The organism is Shewanella sedimentimangrovi (assembly GCF_017354965.1).
GTDB classification, from domain to species: domain Bacteria; phylum Pseudomonadota; class Gammaproteobacteria; order Enterobacterales; family Shewanellaceae; genus Shewanella; species Shewanella cyperi.
Window position 1 is genome coordinate 456,464 of record NZ_CP071502.1, and the last position, 22,680, is coordinate 479,143.

Genomic DNA, 22,680 nt, shown 5'->3' on the forward strand with positions numbered 1-22,680 from the left:
TGCTTGAAGTACCCAAACTTGATTGAAGTCGAGACTCAAGGCTCGTAAGAGCAGCAGCACAGAATTTCCGGTCGCTTAGCTCAGCCGGGAGAGCACCTCCCTTACAAGGAGGGGGTCACTGGTTCGATCCCAGTAGCGACCACCATATTTCACTGCACAGCTTTCCAAATTACCAATTTTGTCTGGTGATAATAGCATTGTGGTCCCACCTGATCCCATTCCGAACTCAGAAGTGAAACGCAATCGCGCCGATGGTAGTGTGGGGTCTCCCCATGTGAGAGTAGGTCATCGCCAGACGCTTATTTAAGTAGAAAAGCCACCTGAATAAGGTGGCTTTTTTGCGTTTGGAAACCACATATCTCCCCTTTGCAGATCTTGAGTCTTGCATTGCTTATCTCAGGTGACTTTTCAACTTAATGTAGGCATGACATGCCTACACCCGATGTCGGTCGATAAATGCTCCTTCAATATCGACACTTCCGCCATCCATGGCGGTCGCCGGCCGCTTAGCGGGGTCCCCAGCTCGCAGCCAGCCGTTCATCAAGCTACGCTTGATAATCGAACGCCTTATGCTCCCATGTGAGGGTAGGGCGAATATCGCATAGCGATATGCTTATGAGCGCGAAGCTTTAGTGTAGCTGGTCATCGCCAGACGCCTAATTCTGGTTTCCACTTTGAAAAGTGAAATCAAACAGAATCAAAGAGGCCACCCAAACGGGTGGCCTCTTTGCATTTTCTCAATGACGGTTTTGAAACTGCCAAGACATCTTCTGGTTAAAGTTAGCGGTCGTCGCCAAGATCCAATAGAAAGATCAAACTGACTGTGGCGCTGAACTCCATCTCTTCCTGCAGGTACTGTGGCTTGCTGAGACGGCTGCCTGTCACTTCTATACGTTCTATACCACTGTAGCGCGAGGACAGGTTTCTGCTCTCCGGTATGATGCTGTAGATGCTGCCAAGCTTGACCCCAAGTTCCGCTGCCAGTCGTTCGGCCTGGGTCTTGGCATCCCTGACGGCCTTGGACTGAGCTTTCAGTTTGAGCGCCTCGGCCTTGGATGAACGCATCTGTATGCCATCAATTTCAGTGATGCCAGCCTTCAGGGCAAAGTCCAAGAAATCGCTGAGCTTACTTGGATCTTTCAGTACCGCCTCCAGCCGCCGCGACGCCCTGTGCCCAAGAATAACCCGATTGTTATTGTCGTCATAACGGGTTTCGGGCTCGACATTAAGCTGGGAGGCGGTCACGTCTTTGCCCTCTATGCCATAGTCCGCCAAACCAGACATCAGCGTATTGACCACGGCATCGACCCGGCCCTTTGCCTTGAGTGCCTCCTGCTCGGTCACTTCCACGTTGAGGCTAATCTCAGCCGAATCCGGTTTGGCTGTCACCATACCTTTGCCGGTCACGGCGAGATGGGCCGCTGCCGGCAGCTCAGAAGCGTTGGCTATCTGCGACAACATCGGCTGTGACAGCATTAATAGGGGAACGAACAGTAAGGGTTTGAAATTCATGAGCCATCCTTGCGAGTGAGCTTATTGAAGTGATAGCGTTTCAGTGTGCCTTAAGGTCTTACCGAGGGAAAGAGCAAAGGCGATGGGGCCTTCACATAGCTGCTTTCCTGTCCATGACCTCCTTTTACTTGAACGAGGCTCTATCGTCGATTCTGGGACGCTTAAGCAATCATGCTGATCCAGATCAGCGCAGCAGATCTCAGGCTCGTTAGGCTGGTGCCAGTGGCCTATGCCGATCGCTGGCGAAAGTGGCTGGCATGAGTAGTTGGTGTAAACAATCGATGTGCATAGCCAGCGTAGTAGCGCCGCTGATGAGGGCTTTGCCGGGAGGGAGATGAAATATGGCGACCATGGAGGACAGAAAGCTTATCCGGCTGCTCAAGGCGATAATGCTGCTGGGTATAGCGCTTATCCTGCTGGGCATCTATCTGCACAACTTCAGTGAAGCCATAGAACAGCTCGGGGTCATCGGCATTATCATCAGCGCCCTGTGCGTCGCCATAGGTATGGCACTTTCACTGCCCACCAAGATGTACCTGACCTTTGTCCTGGTCAGGTGGGAGGAAAGGGCCAAAGGCTCAGGTGAGGATTAACTGCAAGGTAGCGGCTTGCTTGCGCTGTGCTATTAATCCAGGCCAGCACAGGCGATGTAGGCTCTGGCAAGTTCAACGACGTCTGCTTTTTGGCTGAATTGAGCCGGCGCATCTTCGAAAACGGACGACAGACATTGAGCTTTAATCCGGACATAGTTGTCGTTGCATTCGGCAGTTGATGAACCGCCACTGGTTTGATAGCCCTCATCATTGCACAGGTGCAAAGCCAGTAAGTCGACACCATGCTTTGCCTCTTCCAAGGTCACAGTCCTTTCCCGGAGCTTTTCCAGCACCTGTTGATAGCTGTTGAATTCCGTTGCTGCGGATGCTCCGAAGAGAGAAGCACCATAGAAATGGTAAAGGGCGACGCCTAAGACTGACATTACGACCAGTTCTTTCACATTAAAGTCTTCAATTAAAAAAATAATGATTTCACCAGATCCTGGGAAAATTGAAAAATTGCCAGTTGGAACATGATTACACCCGAGGTGAAGAGTAATGAGCCCTGAGTGCTGAATCCCAGGTACTTGGAGTAGACATAAGACATGGAGAGGTAGGACAGGATAATGGCCCACAAGCCTCCAATGGTGAACGCGAGAACCAGGGACACCAGGGTGCCCATGGCAACAGCCATGGCACAGGCACCAAGCCCGGTGCATTCAGCACCAAACACGCTGGCACTGATCCTTACCGGCACTACGGTGAAAACGAACAGGATCATGCCAAGAAGTAACATATGAGCCATAAAAACTTTCCTTGTATTGGCCACAGCACCAATCAGCGCGGCCTCCTTTGCGCCGCGCAGTATATAGAAAGCCCGATCTCAGATTCAAGTACTGTTGTGAAACATTGACCACACAAACGCCCGTTCTTGGCTGTTCCTTGGCAAATCAAATGCACTTTCAAAGCGTCAGCGAATCGAGAAACCTGGCGGCATCATCGCTGTCGGCTTCCGGATAAATGGCGGTTTGGGTGACCAAGACATCGTAGAAGTCGATCATTCTCTGAGTGACCTGACGCTGGCCAAAGTCCATTTTAAATTCATAGCCATAGTGACCGTCGACCATCACATAGGTCTTGCTGATCAGCTTGGCCCCTTTATTGGTCAATGCATGGGGATAGGCATCATCGATACTGAAATCCAGGTTATGCATCACGGCCAGGCTGTAATCGGCCGAGCCATAACGCACTCCTTGCCATTCAACATCAAGCCCATCCACATTATGCCGCTCTATCCTCGGCTTTTTCGGAAACATCACATTGACGTCCACGCTGTCCAGGGAAAAGCTTTGCCAAGTCACCTCGGACTTGGGCTTCACCGCATAGTGCTTTTGGTACTGGTCATAGCCACCATAGACCACGGCAGCAACAAACATGACTCTTACGAATCCATTCACAGTTAATTTCCTTTTGGGGTGAGAGCTTGTTGCTACAGGCATTTAAGCCATACCTGTGGCGGTCTCCGTGTCAGGAGAGCTGTTATCCGTTGCAGCGGAACTGTGGTTATTGGTGTTTGCATGCACCTGCTCATACTCAACGAGGGCGCCATTGACATAACGAACAGAGACAATCACAACTCCATCTCTGAGCATGTATAAGCCTGTGGCGAAGAAGAAGAGTCCTATCAGCAGTAAACTGACATTGAAGCCGGTAGTCAGCGTGTAAACTGCAAAGACGGTGAGGGGAATACCAGCCAAGGTAATCAGAGCGCCAAAAAACAGGTTGTACCAAGCAGCATATTTGTCAGAGCGGTCAAGCTGAACGCGATAGGAATGAGAGGCTAGGTTGCTGATATTCGGCGAGGTTTTAATGACGTTGAGCACATGTCTAAACTGCACCTGCCCATTCATACGCTCTTTTAACACCATGGCAGCATTGAGTCGCGGTGTACTCAGCCTGACGCCGTGAACCATCCGGAAATGTTCAAGATTAGCTTCGTCCCTTAAATGTACTTTCATTTCTTCAGTAAGATGGGGATCGGCAAGCGCTGTGGCTATAGAAGTGCTTCGAAGTTTCCTGCTAGAGTCATAAAAACTGACTACTTTCTCCAAATTAAAAACCAGATAGAGCGCTAGCACCAAAGCCAGTATTAAAAAATTACTTTCGGTGAGCAGGCGTGCCACCAGATCCATGGACATTATTTCTTCCTTTTCTGAATATCGTGAATTGATAGGCGGTGCCTATCAAAGAGCTAAATTATTGGGATATTACTATCTAATAGCTGAAGAGATAAGCAAATGGCACATCTTTAATCCGTGCCAACTTAAAAAATCCCATGGTTTCAGTTAAAACATTTGCGAACTCAAACTTAAACATTGGATCTTGCTTGCACTTTTCTTTAAAAATTATAAACACATTTATTGTGTAAAGAGCCGAAAAAGCCATTAATACATTGCGAAGATTAGCCTTCTTGTAATTTGTCATCCTGTCATGCTTCACCTTGTTGTGCTCAGACCACCAACCCGGGTTTTTACCACAGTGCAGTTCTGACCAAGGAGCACAGATCAGTTGATATCCTGTAAGACTGACCTCTTTATCAATCAACTCGGGGCAATGCAGTTTAATGGTTTTAACATAGCCTGTTATATTGTTGGACTTATTATCTCCCAGGATCCCACATAAAGCTTTAAGAGTGACATCCACTTCAGAACAAATGGAAAGATAAAGCCTTGTGAGTTCAACAGAATATACGCAATAATTGTCTTCACAGATTTCTATATATCTGGCTAAGTTTTCAATGTCTTTTTCAAACGATTGATAATAGCTAACATAACTATGAACGCTCATAGACCCTCAATCAGATGTGGTGGTTCTCAATTGTTCTTGATCTAGCAGTTATCTAAATAGATGGGCTGTCTTTAAAGGACTCGGTTTAACAAAGCTGCACTTTAAAATTTTGTCTATCATCGATAGGTATTTAGAATATCTATCATGCAGTGTGTCATTTTTTAAAGGCAGAATTTCTCATCTCGACTCAATATGCTCAAACCATGAATCCAAATTATTTTTTATTAGTCTTAATGATTCTAGCAGTAACAGCGTTGCCACAATACAAGTGAAAATGCTGAATAAAGCGGCATACCAAGTTTCATATAGGCCAATGGTCATTTGTGTTATTGCTGAAAAAATAGATGCTGATATTGCGTAAAATAAAATGTCGCTCAACTCCTTTAAAGGAGCATATAGTAATAAGTTAGGGTCTATTTTATTTTTCCTTCTCCATAAGTCTTGATATTTCGGATTGTCATATAAATTTTCCTTCATGTTAACAACTATGAACGTTTTTAAAGATAATAGAAACCCCCCAAGTGCTAAAAATCCTGCGAAAATATGCCCGCGAATATTTTCAGAATAAAACCCTTGAAAGTTATCGATCTTATTACAATATAACTCCTTATTTACTAAGGGATCGCATACATTAAATACAGCAAAAGCATATCCAGTTGTTACAAGTATAAGTGACACTGCAATGTAAAGGTATACTCTATTTTTCATTCCTCTATTTCCATTCCAAAGATGTGCTCGTAATCTTCGCTTTCTATAATGGATATTAGCTCTTTGATATATTTGTGCTCATGAAATCTATCTACCTCAAGTCCATTCAATTTAGTTGCCAGAGCATCAAAGTCTTCAACGCCAAAGCAATCAGGCATATTGTAAATTTTTAAGGGAAATGTCTCTCCATCATAGTCCTCTACAAATACACGCCCACTTTTAGCTTCTTCAGAATCGACAAAACTAGAGATAGCATTCGCAAGTACATTGACTCCTGAACCTGACACAAAAGTAAGCTTTTCCCTCTTTCTTTTAACATATTTAGATAAGGGTGTTGCCTTTCTGATATCATTTGTCAAGTACTGATACTCAAATTCAAAAGATTTGATCTTTTTGAATTCATTCAGGATTTCTTCAAGCTTTTCTTGTCTTACCAGTGGGGCAAATGTCAGTTTTGCTCTATATTTTGAGCGAATTTTTGCTCTTTGAGCTTCGTTTAAACTTCTTCCTTTTTTATGTTCTAGTATTGATATTTCTGATTCTGACTTAGTATTTCTCAATATTTTGTGGTACTTTTTTAAATACTGACCAAAAACGTTTAATGAACATGATTGATGGTAGTGTTGGTATAGGCCAAGACCGGTTATTTTGTCAACAATAAAAAAGTTGAACTCAAGGAGTTTTTCAGAGCCTTTAAGATTTTCAACTTTAATTGTTATGTTTCCATTTTTATCTGAAAGTCGGCAAAATTTTTTCTGATCCTTCACTGTCACAACCAAGCCAGTGTAGTAATTATTATTGTGCACGGAATCTATGTAAAATCTTCTTTGATTTAAATGCTCATCGTCAATAATGCAACCTTCATTTTCAAAAAAACTAAATAGTTCATTCAGCCCTACAGCACTATTATCCACTGTAACACTAAAGCCTAAACACTTTACGTCCATGATTACTCCCAACTATTTTATTGCACAATGCCACATGAAAATATTTAAAAACTAGGAATTATTCCTTTGTAATGGCCTGGAATGCGACTGCATCTCGTCCCGCTTGAAGCGGCCGAGGGTGTTGGTGCAAATGGCGTGGCAAGGCATGGATGCCGAAGCAGCTTCAGTCGAATCAGGGATGAGCGTCTGACGCGTTAGCCAAATTTGCAACATAAACCCGAGGGGCTTTCCGCTTCATTGCGGGCGTCCTTTGGGCTGCAAGGGGCTTTGGACGAGCAAAGCCCCTTGCCCGGGTGTGGGTCGGAAACCCACGACCTTTGCCAAGCGCAGCTTGGCTGCCTCTTATGAGTCCCACCAAGCGACGTATCTGAATCGTCGCTTCCCATGCAACCACGCTACCGCCCCATACTTACGGGCGTATCCTTCCCCAAAATTCACCAAGCCTATAAATAACAACATAAAAATTGCAGAGACAGCTGTGCCGGAAATCGCATTTATTGCAAACAGGCGCGCAGGCAAGCGGCAATCAGGCAGAAGCCTGGGCCATCAGGGAATCATTCTGGGGTAAGGAGAGAAGAGAACGCATTTCCATTGCCCACGGCCAACGCCGTTTCATCCCTGTGGCTTTAACCATAGGCAGTTTAGCTATGGCTAAAGCGTTATTTTTACTGTGTTATTTCAATGCGAATTAACTGGCACGAGCGTACGATAAAAATTCACCGCGAGCAATAGGGCGCCAAACGAAGCCATTCGCTGCTGCCGTGGCTGCAAAAGCGCTGATAGTCGGCAGGATATGCAGAGAAAGGCTGCGGGTTATCACATCATTGGAGGAAAGCCCAAACACAAGAAGGCCAGTCCGGAGACTGGCCTTCTACTTCTTAGCGCTGTAACTCAAAGCCCATGCCGACCTTAGTCAGCTTGCTTTTCGCTTTCACTGCGTATTTCTTAAGTTTTGGGGATTGGGTGTCAGTCGCAATTTCATTGAGCGCCTGTTCATAACGCAAATTGCCACTGTTGCCAACCACGGTACAAAGCCAAGCTACGGCGTCAATCATCTGTGCATCTGCGGTGTTGCGCTCGTCCCATACTTTTTGGGTAAAGCTGTCCAGGAGTTCGTTGGATACCTCAGATTGTTGGGCAAAGGCTCTGGCCATATCTCGTATTTCTACGGCGCCCATGCCATCGAGGTCATTGCTCAACTTGGCAATATCCTCTTTGCCCTGCAGCGCAACTTCAACCTTGATAACGCTGTTTGCATACCAGTTTTTTTTGCTTTTTGTGGCTTCAAATTGGATCAGGCCAAGTTCGGGATAGTGGTATATCACCTTGGTCTGCCTGTTTGAGAAAATATTCGCTTCATTCACGTCAATCGAGGCCGGTTCGCCAAGTTTTTTGATGACCTGTGCTGTCGATTCACCACCGCGGATGGTGGTAAACAGCGCCTTCTTATCCTTGGCTGGGGCTGGGGCGGCTGGCTCTGTTAGCGTTCGGGTGGATTTACCGGATTTATCTATCACATCTGTTACCCGGTTGCCGTGAAGATCTTCTATCCATATCTGGCTGTTATCCTCACCCAAGGTACCAACGACCGTGTAAAACTCGTTGGCTTTCGGCGTAAAGCTCACGTCACCCGATACATAAAAAGAATCGGCAAATACCCCCACAATAGGTGCGCTGTGTGCAGTTCTACCTATGAGGGTTAGCTGATAGTTTTTGCCTGCCTCAAGCGGCCTTGATATGCCCCGCACCACCAAATGACCTTGGTTGAAACTTGAAGATTCGGAGAATTCAGCACTGTTTACCATGGGTTTGCCGTCAATTTTGGACGCGATAAAAAAATGGCCGGAGTGGTGGGACAGGTGACTGAAGCTGTCATCAAGTGATGCTGTGGCACCCTGGAAGCCTTTGGGCAAGGGGGAGGTCGACTGGCAGCCGAACAGTAAAATGGCACATAGAGTGGAAATCAGCAGTTTCATATCAATCCCTTGTTTGGTTATCGGCAGGATAAAAAGACAGTCTCTCTGTCTGCCGGGAGAGTGTTTTTTAGCTCTTTGCTCAAGTTGTTCGGAGCCCAAGCATTTTAGCTGTGATTGTAGTCGCCAAATTTACTATGTTATTAAAGATGGCTAAAGCATTATTCTTGCTGCGTTATTTTAGTAAGAGGCAATGAACGCTAGCCTGTGATAAAAAATTATCCGCAGCTAATAGAAAGCGATAACGGCTGCTACTGAAAGATCGGGCCAGACTGCGGGCTGGGTTATGAAAATGAAAGCCAGCGAGTTATCGAGGCATTGGAAGATATGCCCTCGGTGGCCAAAACGCAAAAAGGCCAGTCCGGAGACTGGCCTTTTTATCAAGCGAGGAACCGATGGTTATCAGTTCATGCCATATTTTTTCAGCTTCTTGCGCAGGGTGCCGCGGTTGATGCCGAGCATGTTGGCAGCGCGGGTTTGGTTACCGCGGGTGTGTTGCATGATGATATCAAGCAGAGGGGCTTCTACTTCGCAAAGCACCATTTCGTAAACTTCCTGGGCTTCCTGACCGTCCAACTGGGCGAAGAAGTTGCTGACGGCGCGCTTTACTGCGTCACGCAGCAGTTGCGGCTTGATGGTGCCGTTTGCGGTTTCGATTTTGCCTACGGTAAGCTGATGAGCTTCAGTGTGAGTTGTCTGATCAAACATTCGTATTCTGCTCTTTATTGATACTTTACTAATTCATCGAAATAACGTTCCACGGCGGAACGTTGCTCGGCAGCGGATTCCAATGTATTGAATTCACTGCGGAATTCGCGCTGTTCGTCCTGGTCCAGGTACCAGCCGATATGTTTTCTGGCGAAGCGAACACCCTTAAATTCGCCATACAAATCATATATTTTGGTGAGATGTTCCAGCATCACCCGACGCTTTTCATCCATCCCCACCGGTTCGAGCCGGTGACCCGTGTTCAGGAAATGCTGGATTTCCCTGAAAATCCAAGGCCTTCCCTGGGCACCCCGTCCTATCATCAGGGCATCGGCACCGGTGTAATCGAGCACATGACGTGCCTTTTCCGGACTGACGATGTCCCCGTTGGCGACAACAGGAATCGAGACACTCTGTTTGATGGCGCGGATGGTGTCGTACTCGGCATCGCCTTTGTACATGCATTGCCGGGTACGGCCGTGAACGGCCAACGAGGCTATGCCACAATCTTCTGCTATCCGGGCGATTTGAACACCGTTCCTGTGTTCCGGTTCCCACCCCGTGCGAATCTTCAGCGTGACCGGTACGTCCACTGCGCTTACCACGGCCTTGAGGATGGACTCCACCAGTTCCGGGTATTGCATCAGGGCCGAGCCCGCCTGCTTTTTATTCACCTTTTTTGCCGGACAACCCATGTTGATGTCGATGATTTGGGCGCCTTGCTCCACGTTGAAGTGGGCGGCCCAGGCCATCTGTTCGGGATCGGCGCCGGCAATCTGCACTGAGCGTATGCCTTCCTCTCCCGAATGTGCCATGCGTTGGCGGCTTTTGTCCGTATCCCAGAGTTCCGGGTTGCAGGACAGCATCTCTGACACGGCCATGGCGGCACCATAGCGCAGGCAGAGATTGCGGAAGGCTTGATCCGTGACACCTGCCATTGGTGCCACGATCAGCTGATTGGTCAGTTGATAGGGGCCAATTTGCATTTTTGTCGTTTCACCCAGCGCTTCAAAGGGGCGCTATAGTACGTCTTTTTGTCAGCGCTGAAAAGGTCAATAAATGACCTGAGCGAAACTTTTTTTCTTGACTTTTGCGACCCGGGTTTTCAGTGCCCATGCGGGTCGCGGGCCTATTACAAGGTTTTGCGGCGTCCTGTCAAGCGACACCATTCGTCTTTGTGCGCTACGGGATCCATGTCAAACCACTGGGCGTAACAGGCGCTGATTTCGTCGGCCTGTTCGGCCAGCAGACCGGAGAGTGCCAGCAGGCCACCCGGATCCACCAGATCCTGAATCAGCGGCGCCAGTTCCCGCAGTGGGCCGGCGAGGATATTGGCCACCAGCACCTCGGCCTTGAGGCCCTTGGGTTGGTCTTCCGGCAGGTACAGCGCCAGACGGTCGGCGACGCCGTTGCGCTCGGCATTGTCACGGGAGGCATCTATGGCCTGGTAGTCTATGTCTATGCCGGTGGCCTTGGCGGCACCGAGCTTGAGGGCGGCCACCGCCAGAATGCCGGAGCCACAACCGAAATCTATGACTTCTTTGCCGGCAAGGTTCAGGCTGTCGAGCCATTCCAGGCACAGGGCCGTGGTGGGGTGGGTGCCGGTGCCAAAGGCCAGACCGGGATCGAGGATCACGTTCACCGCCTCGGGGTCGGGGATTTCACGCCAGCTGGGGCAGATCCACAGCCGCTCGCCAAACTGAATGGGGTGGAAGCTGTCCATCCACTCGCGTACCCAGTCCTTGTCTTCAATTTGTTCTATCTTGAATTGCATGTCCTGGCCGCAGAAGGGCTGGGCCTTGAGCAGCTCGACCGTGGGCATCAGATCCGTGCCGGCATCAAACAGGGCGACCACCACGGTATCGGCCCACAGCGGGGTTTCACCCAGCTTGGGTTCGAAGATGGGGGTGTCTTTGCCGTCTTCGAAGGTGATCGAAACCGAACCTTCCTCCAGCAGCAGATCGCTGATGGCTTCGGCGTGTTCGCTGTTGCTGTGAACGCGTAATTGGATCCAGGGCATGGTGATTCCTGCTTATTTAAAGACTAAAGGTGTAAAAACGAAAAGTGTGCAAACAAGAAGTATGGACGCTTATTTGGGCGGCATTGTAGCGCGTTTGCCCGCGCTTGACACAGGCTGATTGGGGCGCCAGGGCGGCAGACCACTATTGGGCCGGAAAAAAATTGCTTAAGCGTATGGTGAACTATTATCCATTGCCTTGATCTTCTTCACAGAATGTCGCTGGCATCTGAGCGACATTAGGCCAGTATCCTATATAAAAAGCGCCGGCCAACCGGCCTCTCAAGGAAGCAAGTCATGACCAACAAGACGGCAAGCCGCTGGAGCGGCTACCTGGATTTGGGCCAAAGCCTGTCCGGGGTGATATTGGCGTTGTTCCTCTGGACCCACCTGCTGCTGGTGTCCTCCATTCTTATCGGTCCCGAAGCCATGGACTGGGTTGCCCGCACCATGGAGCTGAGTTTCCTCAGTGCCGACGGCCACGGTTACCCCTGGGTGGTGAGCCTGATAGCCATAGGCATAGCCCTGCTGGCGCTGCTGCACGTGGTGGTGGCCATTCAGAAGATCCCCTTGAACCTCAAACAGCAAAAGGCGCTGGCGAGCCAGATGCAGATAATCAATCACGGTGACACCCGCCTGTGGCGCTGGCAGGCCATTACAGGTGTGGTGATCCTGCTGCTGTTGCCGATTCACCTCTGGCTTATCGGCTCGGCGCCGGAAACCATAGGGCCGGTGGGCTCGGCCCGCCGCATCTGGGGCGAATACGGTTACCTCTTTTACCTGCCACTGCTGCTGACGGTGGAGCTGCATGCCGCAGTGGGTTTGTACCGGGCGGCACTCAAGTGGGGCCTGGTGTCCGATAGCGCCGGGCGCAGCCGGCTCAAGACCCTCAAGACAGTGTTCAGTCTGGCATTTGTCATCATAGGTCTGGCGGCACTGCTGGCCTTTATTCCCCATAATCCGGCCTGAGCGGCTGCCTAAGGAGTCACAGTGAAAATTATTTATACCGACTCGCTGGTCATAGGTGCCGGTCTTGCCGGACTCAGGGTGGCCATCGCCTGCAAACAGCGGGGGCTGGACACCTTGGTGTTGTCGCTCATTCCTGCCAAGCGTTCCCACTCCGCCGCCGCTCAGGGGGGCATGCAGGCGAGTCTGGGCAACACGGTCAAGGGCATGGGTGACAACGAGGACGTGCATTTTCAGGATACGGTGAAGGGCTCCGACTGGGGCTGCGATCAGCAGGTGGCTCGGATGTTTGCCCACTGTGCCCCCAAGGCGGTGCGTGAGCTGGCCCATTGGGGCGTGCCCTGGACCCGGGTCACCAAGGGGCCGCGGGAGGTGGTGGTCAATGCCGAACGCATTACGTTGGAAGAGGCCGAGGAAGCCCATGGCCTGATCAATGCCCGGGATTTCGGTGGCACCAAGAAGTGGCGCACCTGCTACACCGCCGATGGTACAGGCCATTCGCTGCTGTATGCCATGGATAACAAGGCCATCTCACTCGACATCCCGGTGCACGAACGGGTGGAAGCCCTGGCGCTGATCCATGACGGTGGCCGCTGCCACGGAGTGGTGGCCCGCTGTCTTATCACCGGTGAATTGCGGGCCTATATCGCCAAGGCCACCACCATAGCCACCGGTGGCTACGGCCGGATTTACTCCGTCTCCACCAATGCGGTGATCTGTGAGGGTATAGGGCAGGCGCTGGCGCTGGAGACCGGGGTTGCCGCCCTTGGCAACATGGAGGCGGTGCAATTTCACCCCACGGCCATAGTGCCCGTGGGCATTCTGACCACAGAGGGCTGTCGCGGTGACGGCGGCCTGCTCAGGGACAAGGACGGCTACCGTTTTATGCCGGACTATGAGCCGGAGAAGAAGGAGCTGGCATCCCGGGACGTGGTCTCCCGGCGCATGACCGAGCATATGCGCAAGGGCAAGGGCGTCGACAGCCCCTATGGCCCCCATCTGTGGCTCGACATTACTCTGCTGGGCCGTGAGCACATAGAGACCAACCTGCGGGAAGTGAAGGAAATTTGTGAAAACTTCCTCGGCATAGATCCGGCCAAGGATTGGATCCCGGTGCGGCCGACCCAGCACTATTCCATGGGCGGCATCCGCACCATGGCCCAGGGCCAGAGTCCGCAGCTTAAGGGCCTGTTCAGTGTCGGCGAGGCCGCCTGTTGGGATATGCACGGCTTCAACCGCCTGGGTGGCAATTCGCTGGCCGAGACCGTGGTCGGTGGCATGATTATCGGCAAGTATGTGGCGGACTTCTGCGAGGACGAGCCCCTGGTGCTGGATACCGCATTGGCGCAGCAATTTGTCGACAAGGTGCGCGCCGAAATCGATCAGCTGCTGGAGGGGAACGGCCAGGAAAAGGCCTGGGATCTCAAGCAGGAAATGCAGCGCATCATGATGGACTATGTCGGCATCTTCCGTAACGGCCCCGAGCTGGACAAGGCGGTGATCGAGTTGCAGGCATTGCTCAAGCGTTCACGGGATCTGGGGGTGAGCTGCAAGAAACGCCATGCCAATCCAGAGCTGGTGGAAGCGCTGCGGGTGCGGCGCATGCTCAAGGTGGCCATCACTGTTGCCAGTGGCGCGGCGGCACGCACCGAAAGCCGCGGCGCCCATGCCCGGGAGGATTATCCCCAGCGCAATGACAGGGACTGGCTGAGCCGCACCCTGGCCACCTGGCCCGATGCCGAGGCCCTGATGCCGGTACTCAGCTACGAGAAGCTGGATGTGATGCAAATGGAGCTGCCGCCGGGTTATCGCGGCTATGGTGCCGACAACGCCATCCACCATCCAGACACGCCGCTGCGGCTGGCCGAGATAGAAAGCATCCTGGAAGGCCTCGGGCCCAATGCCAGCCGTGAACAGCGCCAGGCAGCACTGATGCCCTTTGAATTGCCGGCAGCGCTGATGCCCGCCAATGAACGTTTGGCCGACAGACTGGCGCCCGTTTGTGTGCTGCCGCCCCCAGTGGAACCCAATTTAGCCGGAGACGACAACTCATGACTGGCCGTATCTTAAATTTCGATATTTTCCGTTACGACCCCCAGGATGAGGGCGACAGCCCGAAAATGGTGCGTTATGAACTGGAAGAAACCCCGGGCATGACGGTGTTTATCGCCCTCAACCGTTTGCGTCAGGAGCAGGATCCCTCGCTGCAGTTTGATTTTGTCTGCCGCGCCGGGATCTGCGGCAGTTGTGCCATGGTGATCAATGGCATGCCGACCCTGGCCTGTCGCACCCTGACCGCCAAGTATCCCGAGGGCAGCTTCAGGCTGATGCCCCTGCCGGGCTTTGAGTTGATTGGCGATCTGTCGGTTAACACAGGCAAGTTTATGCGTGAGCTGGCGGAGCGACTGGAGCTGTGGCTGCATCCCAAGGCCGGTGACCATGATATCCATCGGCTGGAAGATCCCATGGATCCCCAGGAGGCCGCCAAACTCTATGAGCTGGAGCGCTGTGTCGAATGTGGCGTCTGCGTGTCCGCCTGTGCCACCAAGCAGATGCGCGACACCTTTGTCGGTGCCGTGGGCATGATGAAGATTGCCCGCTTCGAGCTAGACAGCCGCGACAGCCGCAGCGCCGATGATTTTTACCATGTGATAGGCAACCAGGACGGGGTCTTTGGTTGCATGACCTTGCTGGGCTGTCAGGACAACTGCCCCAAGGATCTGCCGCACATGCAGCAGATTGCTTACCTGAGACGCAAGATGGCCTCGACCCTGTTGTAGTGGATGTTTGGCAGAGATAAAAAAGCCGGTGCATGCACCGGCTTTTTTATTCCTTGGGATCAGAGTCTTGGCGCCTGTTCGCCGATGGCGATGGCACGCAGCTCGGGATCGGCAAAGATCTGTTGCAGCTGATCGCGGTAGGCGCGCAGCACGTTGTTCTGTGGCGATTCCGAGGCTTTCTCGTCAATCACGTCACGCTCTTTAATCTGCTTGTACAGCACTTCGCCGGCACCGTCTTCAAATACGTGCAGGTGGGTGTCGGTATCGAAGTTAAAGGCGCTCACCCAGTTGAGGTTAATGCTGAAGTACCAGTCTTTCAGTACCAGCACCATCAGCTCGGATGCCTGATTTTGTTTCAGAACATCACTGGCTTCAACCGGCGTTGGCAGAGCCTTGAAGGGCACGGCCTTGACCTGCCAGCCCTTGCTGCTCAGGCCATTGACTATGCGATTTTCCAACCATTGGGCCAGGGTCAGCTCTTTGTCTGTCTTTTCAGTGGCCAAAACCTGATGTACGTGCCAATCGACCGGGATGCCGAAGGCGCCATGGGCAACGCCGATAAAGTTGGCTGGTTTGCCTTCCGCCAATTGTGGTCTTTCGTCAACCACGGCAACGATCACGGATTTGCTCGGTACGTATTCCGGGGTGGGGACTTGTTCTTTGATGGGGATGGCGGATACGCAGCCAGAAAGGGCCGTAATAGCCATGATGGCCGCCAGTAAATGCTTCATGTGTGCTCCTTGAGTGTTAGTAATTCCTTTGGCGCCTTGGGCGCGGGTATAAGTATGCCTGTCGCGGCACCGGCACTCAAATGTTTGCAACTTTTTCATTACATTTGTTGATCGGCGTTAAAAAACGCACCACTTGGGTGCGTTTTCTGTCTGTTAGCTCATTGGCAGAGCTCAGGGACAAGAGCTCAGGGACAAGAGCTCAGGGATAAGGGCTCAGGGTTTGGGGCAGCTGACCGGTGAGCTGCCATCCTGCCATAGGGTACTGCCATCGCTCACGGACAGGGGCAGGAAGCTCAGGCCGCTGCTCATGTTGGCCGGTGGCAGGTTGGTCTCCAGCACATACATGCCCATGGGCAGGGCGCCCTTGCCGGCGTTGGCCGCTACCTGGGCCGCCGCCAGGCTGGAGTACCTCAGACCCAGCAGGTCGAAGTGGCTGCGCCAGTCGATGCCGGTGAGCTTGCTCAGGGACACCAGCATAAAGTCGTTGCCCGGAATGCCCGCCACTGTGCGGCCACCGTAGACGGCGTGGCCGCTGTAGGGGAACAGGCCAAAGCCGAGGCTGTCCTTGTGGGCATCCCAGTCGGTCTGGTTGGCATACTTGCCGAAGATGCGGCTGTGCTGGTACAGCAGGGTGACCAGGTTAAAGCCGTTTTCGAGCACAGTGCCGTCGGCCAGGGTCATGCGGTGGGCCCGCAGCACCATCTGCACATAGAAGGCCATGCGATAGCCGTTGTGCACCGCGTAGGCGTTGCTCTTCCAGGGGGCCTCGTACCTGTCGGCGCCGCTGTCCATGGCTTGGCAGTTGGGGGCCAACACCACCCGGTTGCCGCTGCCGTCGGTCAGCTTGGCCGCGTCAGACATGAAGGCGTAGAACAGATCCTTGTGGTTCATGTGGCCGTCTGTGATGGGGTCACTGCTGCCGTCACGGACATAGTGGCTCTTCCACTTCACGAAGTAGGGGAAGATGTTGTTGGAGTTTTCCCCGGCGCGGCTGCCGTAGCCGGGCCAGTTGTCGGTATCGGCCGCGGCGGCGTATTGCACATTGAGACGGTTGGTCTGCAGGTTGTGGCCCAGCTCGTGGTTATCGCCCCAGCCGGTGGGACTGATTTCCCAGGAGGCGTCCCAGGGGTTACCGCTACAGCCGCCGCCGCAGTGGGCGTTTTGGTCGTAGTTGGCGTGCTGGATGATCTTGCGGGTGTTGAGGCCTGCATCCAGGCAGTTGGCGCCGAGCAGATTGCTACAGGCACTCCTGACGTCCGCCGGCAGCGACTCGGCCAGGGTCTTGCCCTGGATCTTGAGCCCGGCCAGGGTGTAGACGCTGTTGATATGGTCGTCGACTATGCTCCTGAGCAGCGCGGTCACATCCGGGATATTGCCGCCTATGGCCCCCAGGAAACGGTCCCGGCGCAGGTGCTGTTCGGCGCCGTCTGTGCGCAGGTCCACGTGTGGCAGCTCAGTGGTCTGGATCTGCTGGTTGAACTTGTCGATTTGCGCCTGGCTGGAGAAGTCCAGGATGCTGGGGTGGTGGGCTATGCCTTCGGCGGTGACATCGACGCTGACCTCGGCGGCGTTGCCGGCCAGGTACAGGTAGATGGGGCCACCATAGGGGCTGGAGAAGCTCAGGCTCTGGCCGGGGGCGAGCACCAGGCGCTGGGTTGCCAGCTCCAGCGGGCCGCGGTAGACGTGCTGCTGGAAGGCCCTGTTGGTGTTGGACCTGTGGTAGTTGAGCTTGATCTCGGCCGACACATCGTGATTGTCATGCCGGGTCAGGGTGATGCGTTGCCCCGGAAGGGCATACCAGCCGGTGGTGGTCCACTGGCCCGCGTAGGGCACGGCTATCTGGCGCCGCTCGGTCTCTGTGACCGGCAGGGCGTAGCCGGCGTTGCTGCCCTTGGCCAGGTTGCTGCGGTCGGTGACAAACTCACCCAGATCCGGCTGGGCTGGGTTGTTGGGTCTGGCGTAGCTCACCAGCCAGTCGGCAAACATCGCCTGCTGCCAGGCCTGGTGTTCTTCCCAGGCTATTGGGTAGTCAATGGCGGCGCGGTACTTGTCTGCCAGCAGCAGATTGGCCTGCAGCAATTGCAGCTTAACGTTGTCGAAGGGGTTGGCGTCGCTGTGATCCAGGGTCTTGGCGGCGCCGCGCAGCCAGTCGGCACCGGTCTTGAAGGCTGCGGCGAAATCGGCGCTGTCACAGTAGAGGAAGTTGCCGCCACAGTCGCTGAGCAGCGCTGTGTCGAAGTGGCCGCTGCGCAGGTTGCCCAGCAGGGTATCTACCGCAATGAGGTCGGGATCGGCGGCCTTAATGGCGTCGACGCTGAGGTTGGCCGCATGGCGATTGCCCCAGTAGTTGCCACGGGTGGCCAGGCCCATCTGACGATACAGGGGCGCCAGCATGGCGCTCTCTTCGCGCTCATAGTTGGCCAGCAGCAGCGGAATACCGGCGGCCTTGGCCTTTTCCAGCGCTGCGGCTAGGCCGGCGTGGCCCAGGGACTCGCGGTCTATGTCGCTGAGGAGGATGAGGTCCGGTTTGCGCTCGTCGATACAGCGGCCAAGGGCCTGATAGTCACAGACGTTGGCCTCGTTGATGCTGTGGCTGTCCGGGTAATTGCTCGCCAGCCAGCTGCGGATGGCCTCGTTGTGGGGGAAGTACCAGCTGTCGGCCTTGCTGGGCACCTGGGCGGTCACCACCGACAGCCCGTCCTGCTGGTCCTGGCCGCGGGTCAGCCAGTGGATGAGCTGTTTCAGCAGCAGGTCTGTGCCTGTTGAGGTGTCCACCGAGAACATGTTGGCCGCCATGGCCGCCATACGTTGTGGCTCCATGTCGCTGACCATCACCAGGCCGCCGGTGGCGGGGTTGCCGCTGCCGTCAACGTTGAGTGGCAGCAGGGTGAAGGTAGTGCCCGGCAGATAGCTGCTGAAGGTGATGGAGTCGTGGCTGGGGTGCCAGTTGATGCTGGATATCCCCTGGAACATCTGGTCCACCAAGGCCAGGCGCTTGGTCTCGGCGTCGCTTATCTGATCCCTGGCGAAGTCTATCAGCTCAGCATCGGAGGCCAGACTGTGATCCTGATGGCGGATGGCGTTTTCAGCATTGGTAATGAAGCCTGCACTGACGCTGCAATCGGCGCCCATGGCGGCCGTGGTGTAGCTGTTGCCGTTGAGGTCGCCGCCACAACCCGAGATGCTGTCCAGCACATAACCGCTGTCGGCACTGACGCTGAAGGTGCCTTGTTTGCCTGACTCTATGCTGAGGCTGGCCGGGCTCAGCCGGCCGCCGACACCGGCGCTGGCGCTGGCGGTGTAGAAGGTGGTCGTTGGCGTTGTGGCTGCGGGTTGGCTGGTATCTGTGCCTTCGCTACCGCCTCCGCAGGCGCTCAGCAGCGCTGTAACGCTGGCCGCCAAAAGTTTGAGTTTCATGGGATGTCCTTATTATTTTTTTGGTATCAGTTATCAGGGTGTGGCTATCAAGGGATTGCTGCTCTGGTTAATAGCGCTGCCCATTGTAGCGGCCACAATGGGGTTTAACCAGTTAGGGTAAACGATAAAAACCTTTCATTTACAGTATGTTGTATTTGGCGATCGTCAATTTTTGGTCACTGAGAATAGTCACAGTAAGCAGTCACCGAAAGCAGGCTCGGAAAACAGGTACAAAAAAGCCGGCAGATGCCGGCTTTTCGGAGTGCGCTTGTTACCGCTATTCGCGGATGACTTACAGCTTTTCGCGGGCGATGGCGCGGTAGCCTATGTCGGTGCGGAAGTAGACATCGTCCCAATGGATTTCATCCACCAGGGCATAGGCGGCTTTTTGCGCTTCGGTCACGCTGTTGCCAAGGGCGGTAGCGCACAGCACGCGGCCACCGTTGGTGACCACGCGGCCATCGACCATCTTGGTGCCGGCATGGAACACCTTGGCGTCTGTGTTGCCAAGGGACAGACCTTCAATCACATCGCCCTTGCGATAGTCGTCTGGATAGCCACCGGCGGCCAGCACCACGCCTACGGCGGCGCGGCTGTCGTACTCGGCGGTTACCTGGTCCAGTTCACCACGGCAGGCAGCCAGACACAGCTCAACCAGATCAGATTTCAGGCGCATCATGATGGGCTGAGTCTCGGGATCGCCGAAGCGGCAGTTGTATTCCAGCACCTTGGCTTCGCCCTGAGGGTCGACCATCAGACCGGCATAGAGGAAACCTGTGTAGACATTGCCTTCGGCTGCCATGCCATCCACGGTAGGGCGAATGACGTTGGCCATCACCCAGTCGTGTACGCTTTGGGTCACCACGGGGGCAGGGGAGTAGGCACCCATGCCGCCGGTGTTGGGACCGTGGTCGGCATTGTCGCGGGCCTTGTGATCCTGGCTGGTGGCCATCGGCAGAATATTTTTGCCGTCGACCATAACGATGAAGCTGGCTTCTTCGCCCTTGAGGAACTCTTCCACCACCACGCGGGAACCTGCGTCGCCGAACTTGTTGCCGGCCAGCATATCGTCGATGGCGGCATCCGCCTCGGCCTGGTCCTGAGCGATGATCACGCCCTTACCGGCGGCCAGACCATCGGCCTTGATCACCACGGGGAAGCCGGTTTTTGCGGCAAGTGTGGCTACAAAGGCCTTGGCTGGTGGGATTTCGGTGAAATTCTGATAATCCGCGGTAGGGATGTTATGGCGAGCCAAAAAGTCCTTGGTAAAGGCCTTGGAACCTTCCAGCTGGGCAGCACCCTGGGTGGGACCGAAAATGGTCAGGCCTTCGGCGCGGAACGCATCCACCACACCAATCACCAGCGGCGCTTCGGGGCCAACAATCGTCAGGTCTACTTTGCTTTCTTTGGCAAAGGCCAGCAGGGCAGGGATGTCGGTAGCCTCGATGGCGACGTTTTCCAGCTTGGGCTCCAGGCTGGTACCGGCATTGCCTGGAGCAACGAATACGGTTTCAACAGCAGGGTTTTGGGCAGCTTTCCAGCCCAGGGCATGTTCGCGTCCACCACTGCCAATCACGAGGATTTTCATCTGCTTATTCCTTATAACTTGAATGCGAAAGGCAGCCCGTAGGCTGCCTGAACTTTATCAGTGGCGGAAGTGGCGCATGTTGGTGAACACCATGGCCATGCCGTGCTCGTCGGCGGCGGCAATCACTTCCTCGTCGCGGATGGAACCGCCGGGCTGGATGATGCAGCTGATACCGGCAGCGGCCGCGGCGTCGATACCGTCGCGGAACGGGAAGAAGGCGTCGGAAGCCATCACAGAGCCTTCAACCACCAGACCTTCGTCGGCGGCCTTGATACCGGCTATTTTGGCGCTGTAGACGCGGCTCATCTGGCCGGCACCCACACCGATTGTCATGCCGTCTTTGGCGTAAACGATGGCGTTGGACTTAACGAACTTGGCTACCTTCCAGCAGAACATCAGATCTTTCAGCTCGGCCGCTGTGGGTTGACGCTTGGACACGACCTTGAGATCGGCCTCGCTCACCATGCCCTGGTCGCGGTCCTGGATCAGCAGGCCACCGTTTACGCGCTTGTAGTCCAGGCCCTTGGTCTGGCCGGTCCACTGACCGCATTCCAGCAGGCGTACGTTGGTTTTCTTGGCAACCACGTCGCGGGCGGCCTGGCTGACCACGGGGGCGATGATCACTTCCACAAACTGACGCTCAACGATGGCGGCGGCGGTTTCGGCATCCAGCTCGCGGTTAAAGGCTATGATGCCACCGAAGGCGGAGGTTGGGTCTGTCTTGTAGGCGCGGTTGTAGGCGTCCAGCAGGTTGTCGCCCAGGGCCACACCACAGGGGTTGGCGTGCTTGACGATAACGCAGGCCGGGGCGTCGAATTCTTTCACGCACTCCAGCGCCGCATCGGTATCGGCGATGTTGTTGTAGGACAGTGCCTTACCTTGCAGCTGAGTGGCGGTGGCCACTGAGGCCTCGTCCGTGTTCAGATCCACGTAGAAGGCGGCGCTCTGATGGCTGTTTTCGCCGTAGCGCAGATCCTGCTTCTTCACCAGCTGGGTGTTGAAGGTGCGGGGGAACTTGGAGTCGTCGTGACACTCGTCGTCGCTGTGGGCAGGAGCCCCATTTACCGCGTGCGGTGGTACGAGGGTGCCGAAGTGGTTGGCAATCATGCCATCGTAAGCGGCGGTGTGCTCAAAGGCGGCAATGGCCAGATCGAAACGGGTGGCGTGGGTAGTTGAGCCACCGTTGGCGCTCATTTCGGCCAGCACCCTGTCGTAGTCCTTGGCGTTCACCACAATCACCACGTCTTTGTGGTTCTTGGCAGCAGCGCGCACCATGGTAGGACCGCCGATATCGATGTTCTCGATGGCGTCTTCCAGGGTGCAGCCGGGCTTGGCCACGGTAGCGGCAAAGGGATACAGGTTAACGGCCACCAGATCTATGGGGCCTATGTTGTTGGCGGCCATCACGTCTTCGTCCAGACCGCGGCGCGCCAGAATGCCACCGTGCACCTTGGGGTGCAGGGTCTTGACCCGACCGTCCATGATCTCAGGGTGACCTGTGTAGTCAGAAACTTCGATCACAGGCACGCCGTTGTCGGCCAGCAGCTTGGCTGTGCCGCCGGTGGACAGCAGTTCCACGCCCTGGGCATGCAGTGCCTGGGCGAACTCGAGGATACCTGTTTTATCGGACACGCTCAGCAGCGCGCGACGAATGGGTCTGGCGTTATTCATTTTGGGTACAGTTTTCCGCTTTTTTAGGGTTCAAGGATCTTTCGGAAAACAAAACAGCATCAAAGGTTTTGATGCCGGAATGCTTTCCAAAAGTCCCTCGGGTGTCCCTATATCGGACTTTATTGGTATGCCAGGGTGCCGTTTCGGCGCGCGTATTCTACCGTAAAACTGCCGATTGCGGTTTTTTTTCTGCGCGATTTCACAATATTGCTCTGCGAACACAGCCGAGAACAGCACAAGTGGAAATAACCCTTGACCTTGGATTTAACTCCAAGGTTTATA

Annotated in this window: 20 protein-coding genes, 1 tRNA gene and 1 rRNA gene; 6 read left to right on the forward strand and 16 right to left on the reverse strand. The window is 54.1% G+C overall.

The annotated features are described in order from the left end of the window. Positions 1-69 precede the first annotated feature (69 nt). Both JYB85_RS01885 and rrf read left to right on the forward strand, forming a co-directional pair. A tRNA-Val gene (locus tag JYB85_RS01885) sits at positions 70-145 on the forward strand. A gap of 36 nt (positions 146-181) precedes the next feature. Then, a 5S ribosomal RNA gene (gene rrf / locus JYB85_RS01890) occupies positions 182-297 on the forward strand. Between the two features lie 483 nt (positions 298-780). Here the strand turns inward: rrf and JYB85_RS01895 are convergent. Beyond that, on the reverse strand, positions 781-1,512 hold the full coding sequence (locus JYB85_RS01895) for an SIMPL domain-containing protein (protein WP_207380808.1): 732 nt from the start codon (positions 1,510-1,512) through the stop codon (positions 781-783). Between the two features lie 350 nt (positions 1,513-1,862). Here JYB85_RS01895 and JYB85_RS01900 point away from each other — a divergent pair, with 350 nt between their 5' ends. Further along, positions 1,863-2,105 (forward strand): hypothetical protein, encoded by a 243-nt coding sequence (locus JYB85_RS01900; RefSeq protein WP_207381946.1) that lies wholly within the window; start codon positions 1,863-1,865, stop codon positions 2,103-2,105. Positions 2,106-2,137: 32 nt separating this feature from the next. Here JYB85_RS01900 and JYB85_RS01905 read toward each other — a convergent pair whose 3' ends face one another. The 11 genes from JYB85_RS01905 to prmA form a co-directional block, all read right to left on the reverse strand. Further along, the gene (locus JYB85_RS01905; protein WP_207380809.1) at positions 2,138-2,506 is read right to left on the reverse strand and encodes a hypothetical protein; all 369 of its coding nucleotides are present in this window, start codon (positions 2,504-2,506) and stop codon (positions 2,138-2,140) included. Between the two features lie 14 nt (positions 2,507-2,520). Further along, the gene (locus JYB85_RS01910) at positions 2,521-2,850 is read right to left on the reverse strand and encodes a hypothetical protein (protein ID WP_207380810.1); all 330 of its coding nucleotides are present in this window, start codon (positions 2,848-2,850) and stop codon (positions 2,521-2,523) included. Positions 2,851-3,007: 157 nt separating this feature from the next. Continuing rightward, on the reverse strand, positions 3,008-3,502 hold the full coding sequence (locus tag JYB85_RS01915) for a hypothetical protein (protein WP_207380811.1): 495 nt from the start codon (positions 3,500-3,502) through the stop codon (positions 3,008-3,010). A 42-nt stretch (positions 3,503-3,544) separates the two neighbouring features. Continuing rightward, entirely contained in the window at positions 3,545-4,243 is a 699-nt protein-coding gene (locus JYB85_RS01920; RefSeq protein ID WP_207380812.1) for a hypothetical protein, read from the reverse strand. Between the two features lie 76 nt (positions 4,244-4,319). Beyond that, positions 4,320-4,892 (reverse strand): hypothetical protein, encoded by a 573-nt coding sequence (locus JYB85_RS01925; protein ID WP_207380813.1) that lies wholly within the window; start codon positions 4,890-4,892, stop codon positions 4,320-4,322. A gap of 177 nt (positions 4,893-5,069) precedes the next feature. Beyond that, entirely contained in the window at positions 5,070-5,600 is a 531-nt protein-coding gene (locus JYB85_RS01930; RefSeq protein WP_207380814.1) for a hypothetical protein, read from the reverse strand. Continuing rightward, positions 5,597-6,547: a P-loop NTPase family protein gene (locus tag JYB85_RS01935; protein WP_207380815.1), complete on the reverse strand. Its 951-nt coding sequence runs from the start codon at positions 6,545-6,547 to the stop codon at positions 5,597-5,599. The genes JYB85_RS01930 and JYB85_RS01935 overlap by 4 nt, the downstream gene beginning before the upstream one ends. Before the next feature lie 878 nt (positions 6,548-7,425). Then, positions 7,426-8,523, reverse strand: coding sequence for a hypothetical protein (locus JYB85_RS01940; RefSeq protein ID WP_207380816.1), 1,098 nt, complete (start codon positions 8,521-8,523; stop codon positions 7,426-7,428). Positions 8,524-8,922: 399 nt separating this feature from the next. Next, positions 8,923-9,228, reverse strand: a complete 306-nt coding sequence (gene fis, locus JYB85_RS01945) for a DNA-binding transcriptional regulator Fis (RefSeq protein WP_025011339.1) — start codon at positions 9,226-9,228, stop codon at positions 8,923-8,925. A gap of 14 nt (positions 9,229-9,242) precedes the next feature. Beyond that, complete coding sequence (gene dusB, locus JYB85_RS01950) at positions 9,243-10,214, reverse strand: tRNA dihydrouridine synthase DusB (protein WP_207380817.1); 972 nt, start codon at positions 10,212-10,214, stop codon at positions 9,243-9,245. Between the two features lie 146 nt (positions 10,215-10,360). Next, the gene (gene prmA, locus JYB85_RS01955) at positions 10,361-11,248 is read right to left on the reverse strand and encodes a 50S ribosomal protein L11 methyltransferase (protein ID WP_207380818.1); all 888 of its coding nucleotides are present in this window, start codon (positions 11,246-11,248) and stop codon (positions 10,361-10,363) included. Between the two features lie 294 nt (positions 11,249-11,542). Between prmA and JYB85_RS01960 the strand changes: the two genes are divergently transcribed. Genes JYB85_RS01960 through JYB85_RS01970 form a run of 3 tightly spaced genes read left to right on the forward strand, consistent with a single transcriptional unit; the run spans position 11,543 to position 14,991 of the window. Next, positions 11,543-12,214, forward strand: coding sequence for a fumarate reductase cytochrome b subunit (locus tag JYB85_RS01960; RefSeq protein ID WP_207380819.1), 672 nt, complete (start codon positions 11,543-11,545; stop codon positions 12,212-12,214). A gap of 21 nt (positions 12,215-12,235) precedes the next feature. Continuing rightward, positions 12,236-14,266, forward strand: a complete 2,031-nt coding sequence (locus JYB85_RS01965) for a fumarate reductase flavoprotein subunit (protein ID WP_207380820.1) — start codon at positions 12,236-12,238, stop codon at positions 14,264-14,266. Then, complete coding sequence (locus JYB85_RS01970) at positions 14,263-14,991, forward strand: fumarate reductase iron-sulfur subunit (protein WP_207325268.1); 729 nt, start codon at positions 14,263-14,265, stop codon at positions 14,989-14,991. Before JYB85_RS01965 ends, JYB85_RS01970 begins: the two co-directional genes overlap by 4 nt. 59 nt (positions 14,992-15,050) lie before the next feature. Here the strand turns inward: JYB85_RS01970 and JYB85_RS01975 are convergent, their stop codons facing one another. The 4 genes from JYB85_RS01975 to purH form a co-directional block, all read right to left on the reverse strand. Then, positions 15,051-15,722 carry a hypothetical protein gene (locus JYB85_RS01975; RefSeq protein WP_207321746.1) on the reverse strand — a complete coding sequence of 224 codons (672 nt, stop codon included), beginning with the start codon at positions 15,720-15,722 and terminating at the stop codon, positions 15,051-15,053. 213 nt (positions 15,723-15,935) lie between these two features. Continuing rightward, on the reverse strand, positions 15,936-19,139 hold the full coding sequence (locus JYB85_RS01980) for an ImpA family metalloprotease (protein WP_207380821.1): 3,204 nt from the start codon (positions 19,137-19,139) through the stop codon (positions 15,936-15,938). Between the two features lie 292 nt (positions 19,140-19,431). Continuing rightward, the gene (gene purD / locus JYB85_RS01985; protein ID WP_207380822.1) at positions 19,432-20,727 is read right to left on the reverse strand and encodes a phosphoribosylamine--glycine ligase; all 1,296 of its coding nucleotides are present in this window, start codon (positions 20,725-20,727) and stop codon (positions 19,432-19,434) included. 57 nt (positions 20,728-20,784) lie between these two features. After that, positions 20,785-22,398, reverse strand: coding sequence for a bifunctional phosphoribosylaminoimidazolecarboxamide formyltransferase/IMP cyclohydrolase (gene purH / locus JYB85_RS01990; protein WP_207380823.1), 1,614 nt, complete (start codon positions 22,396-22,398; stop codon positions 20,785-20,787). Positions 22,399-22,680 lie beyond the last annotated feature (282 nt).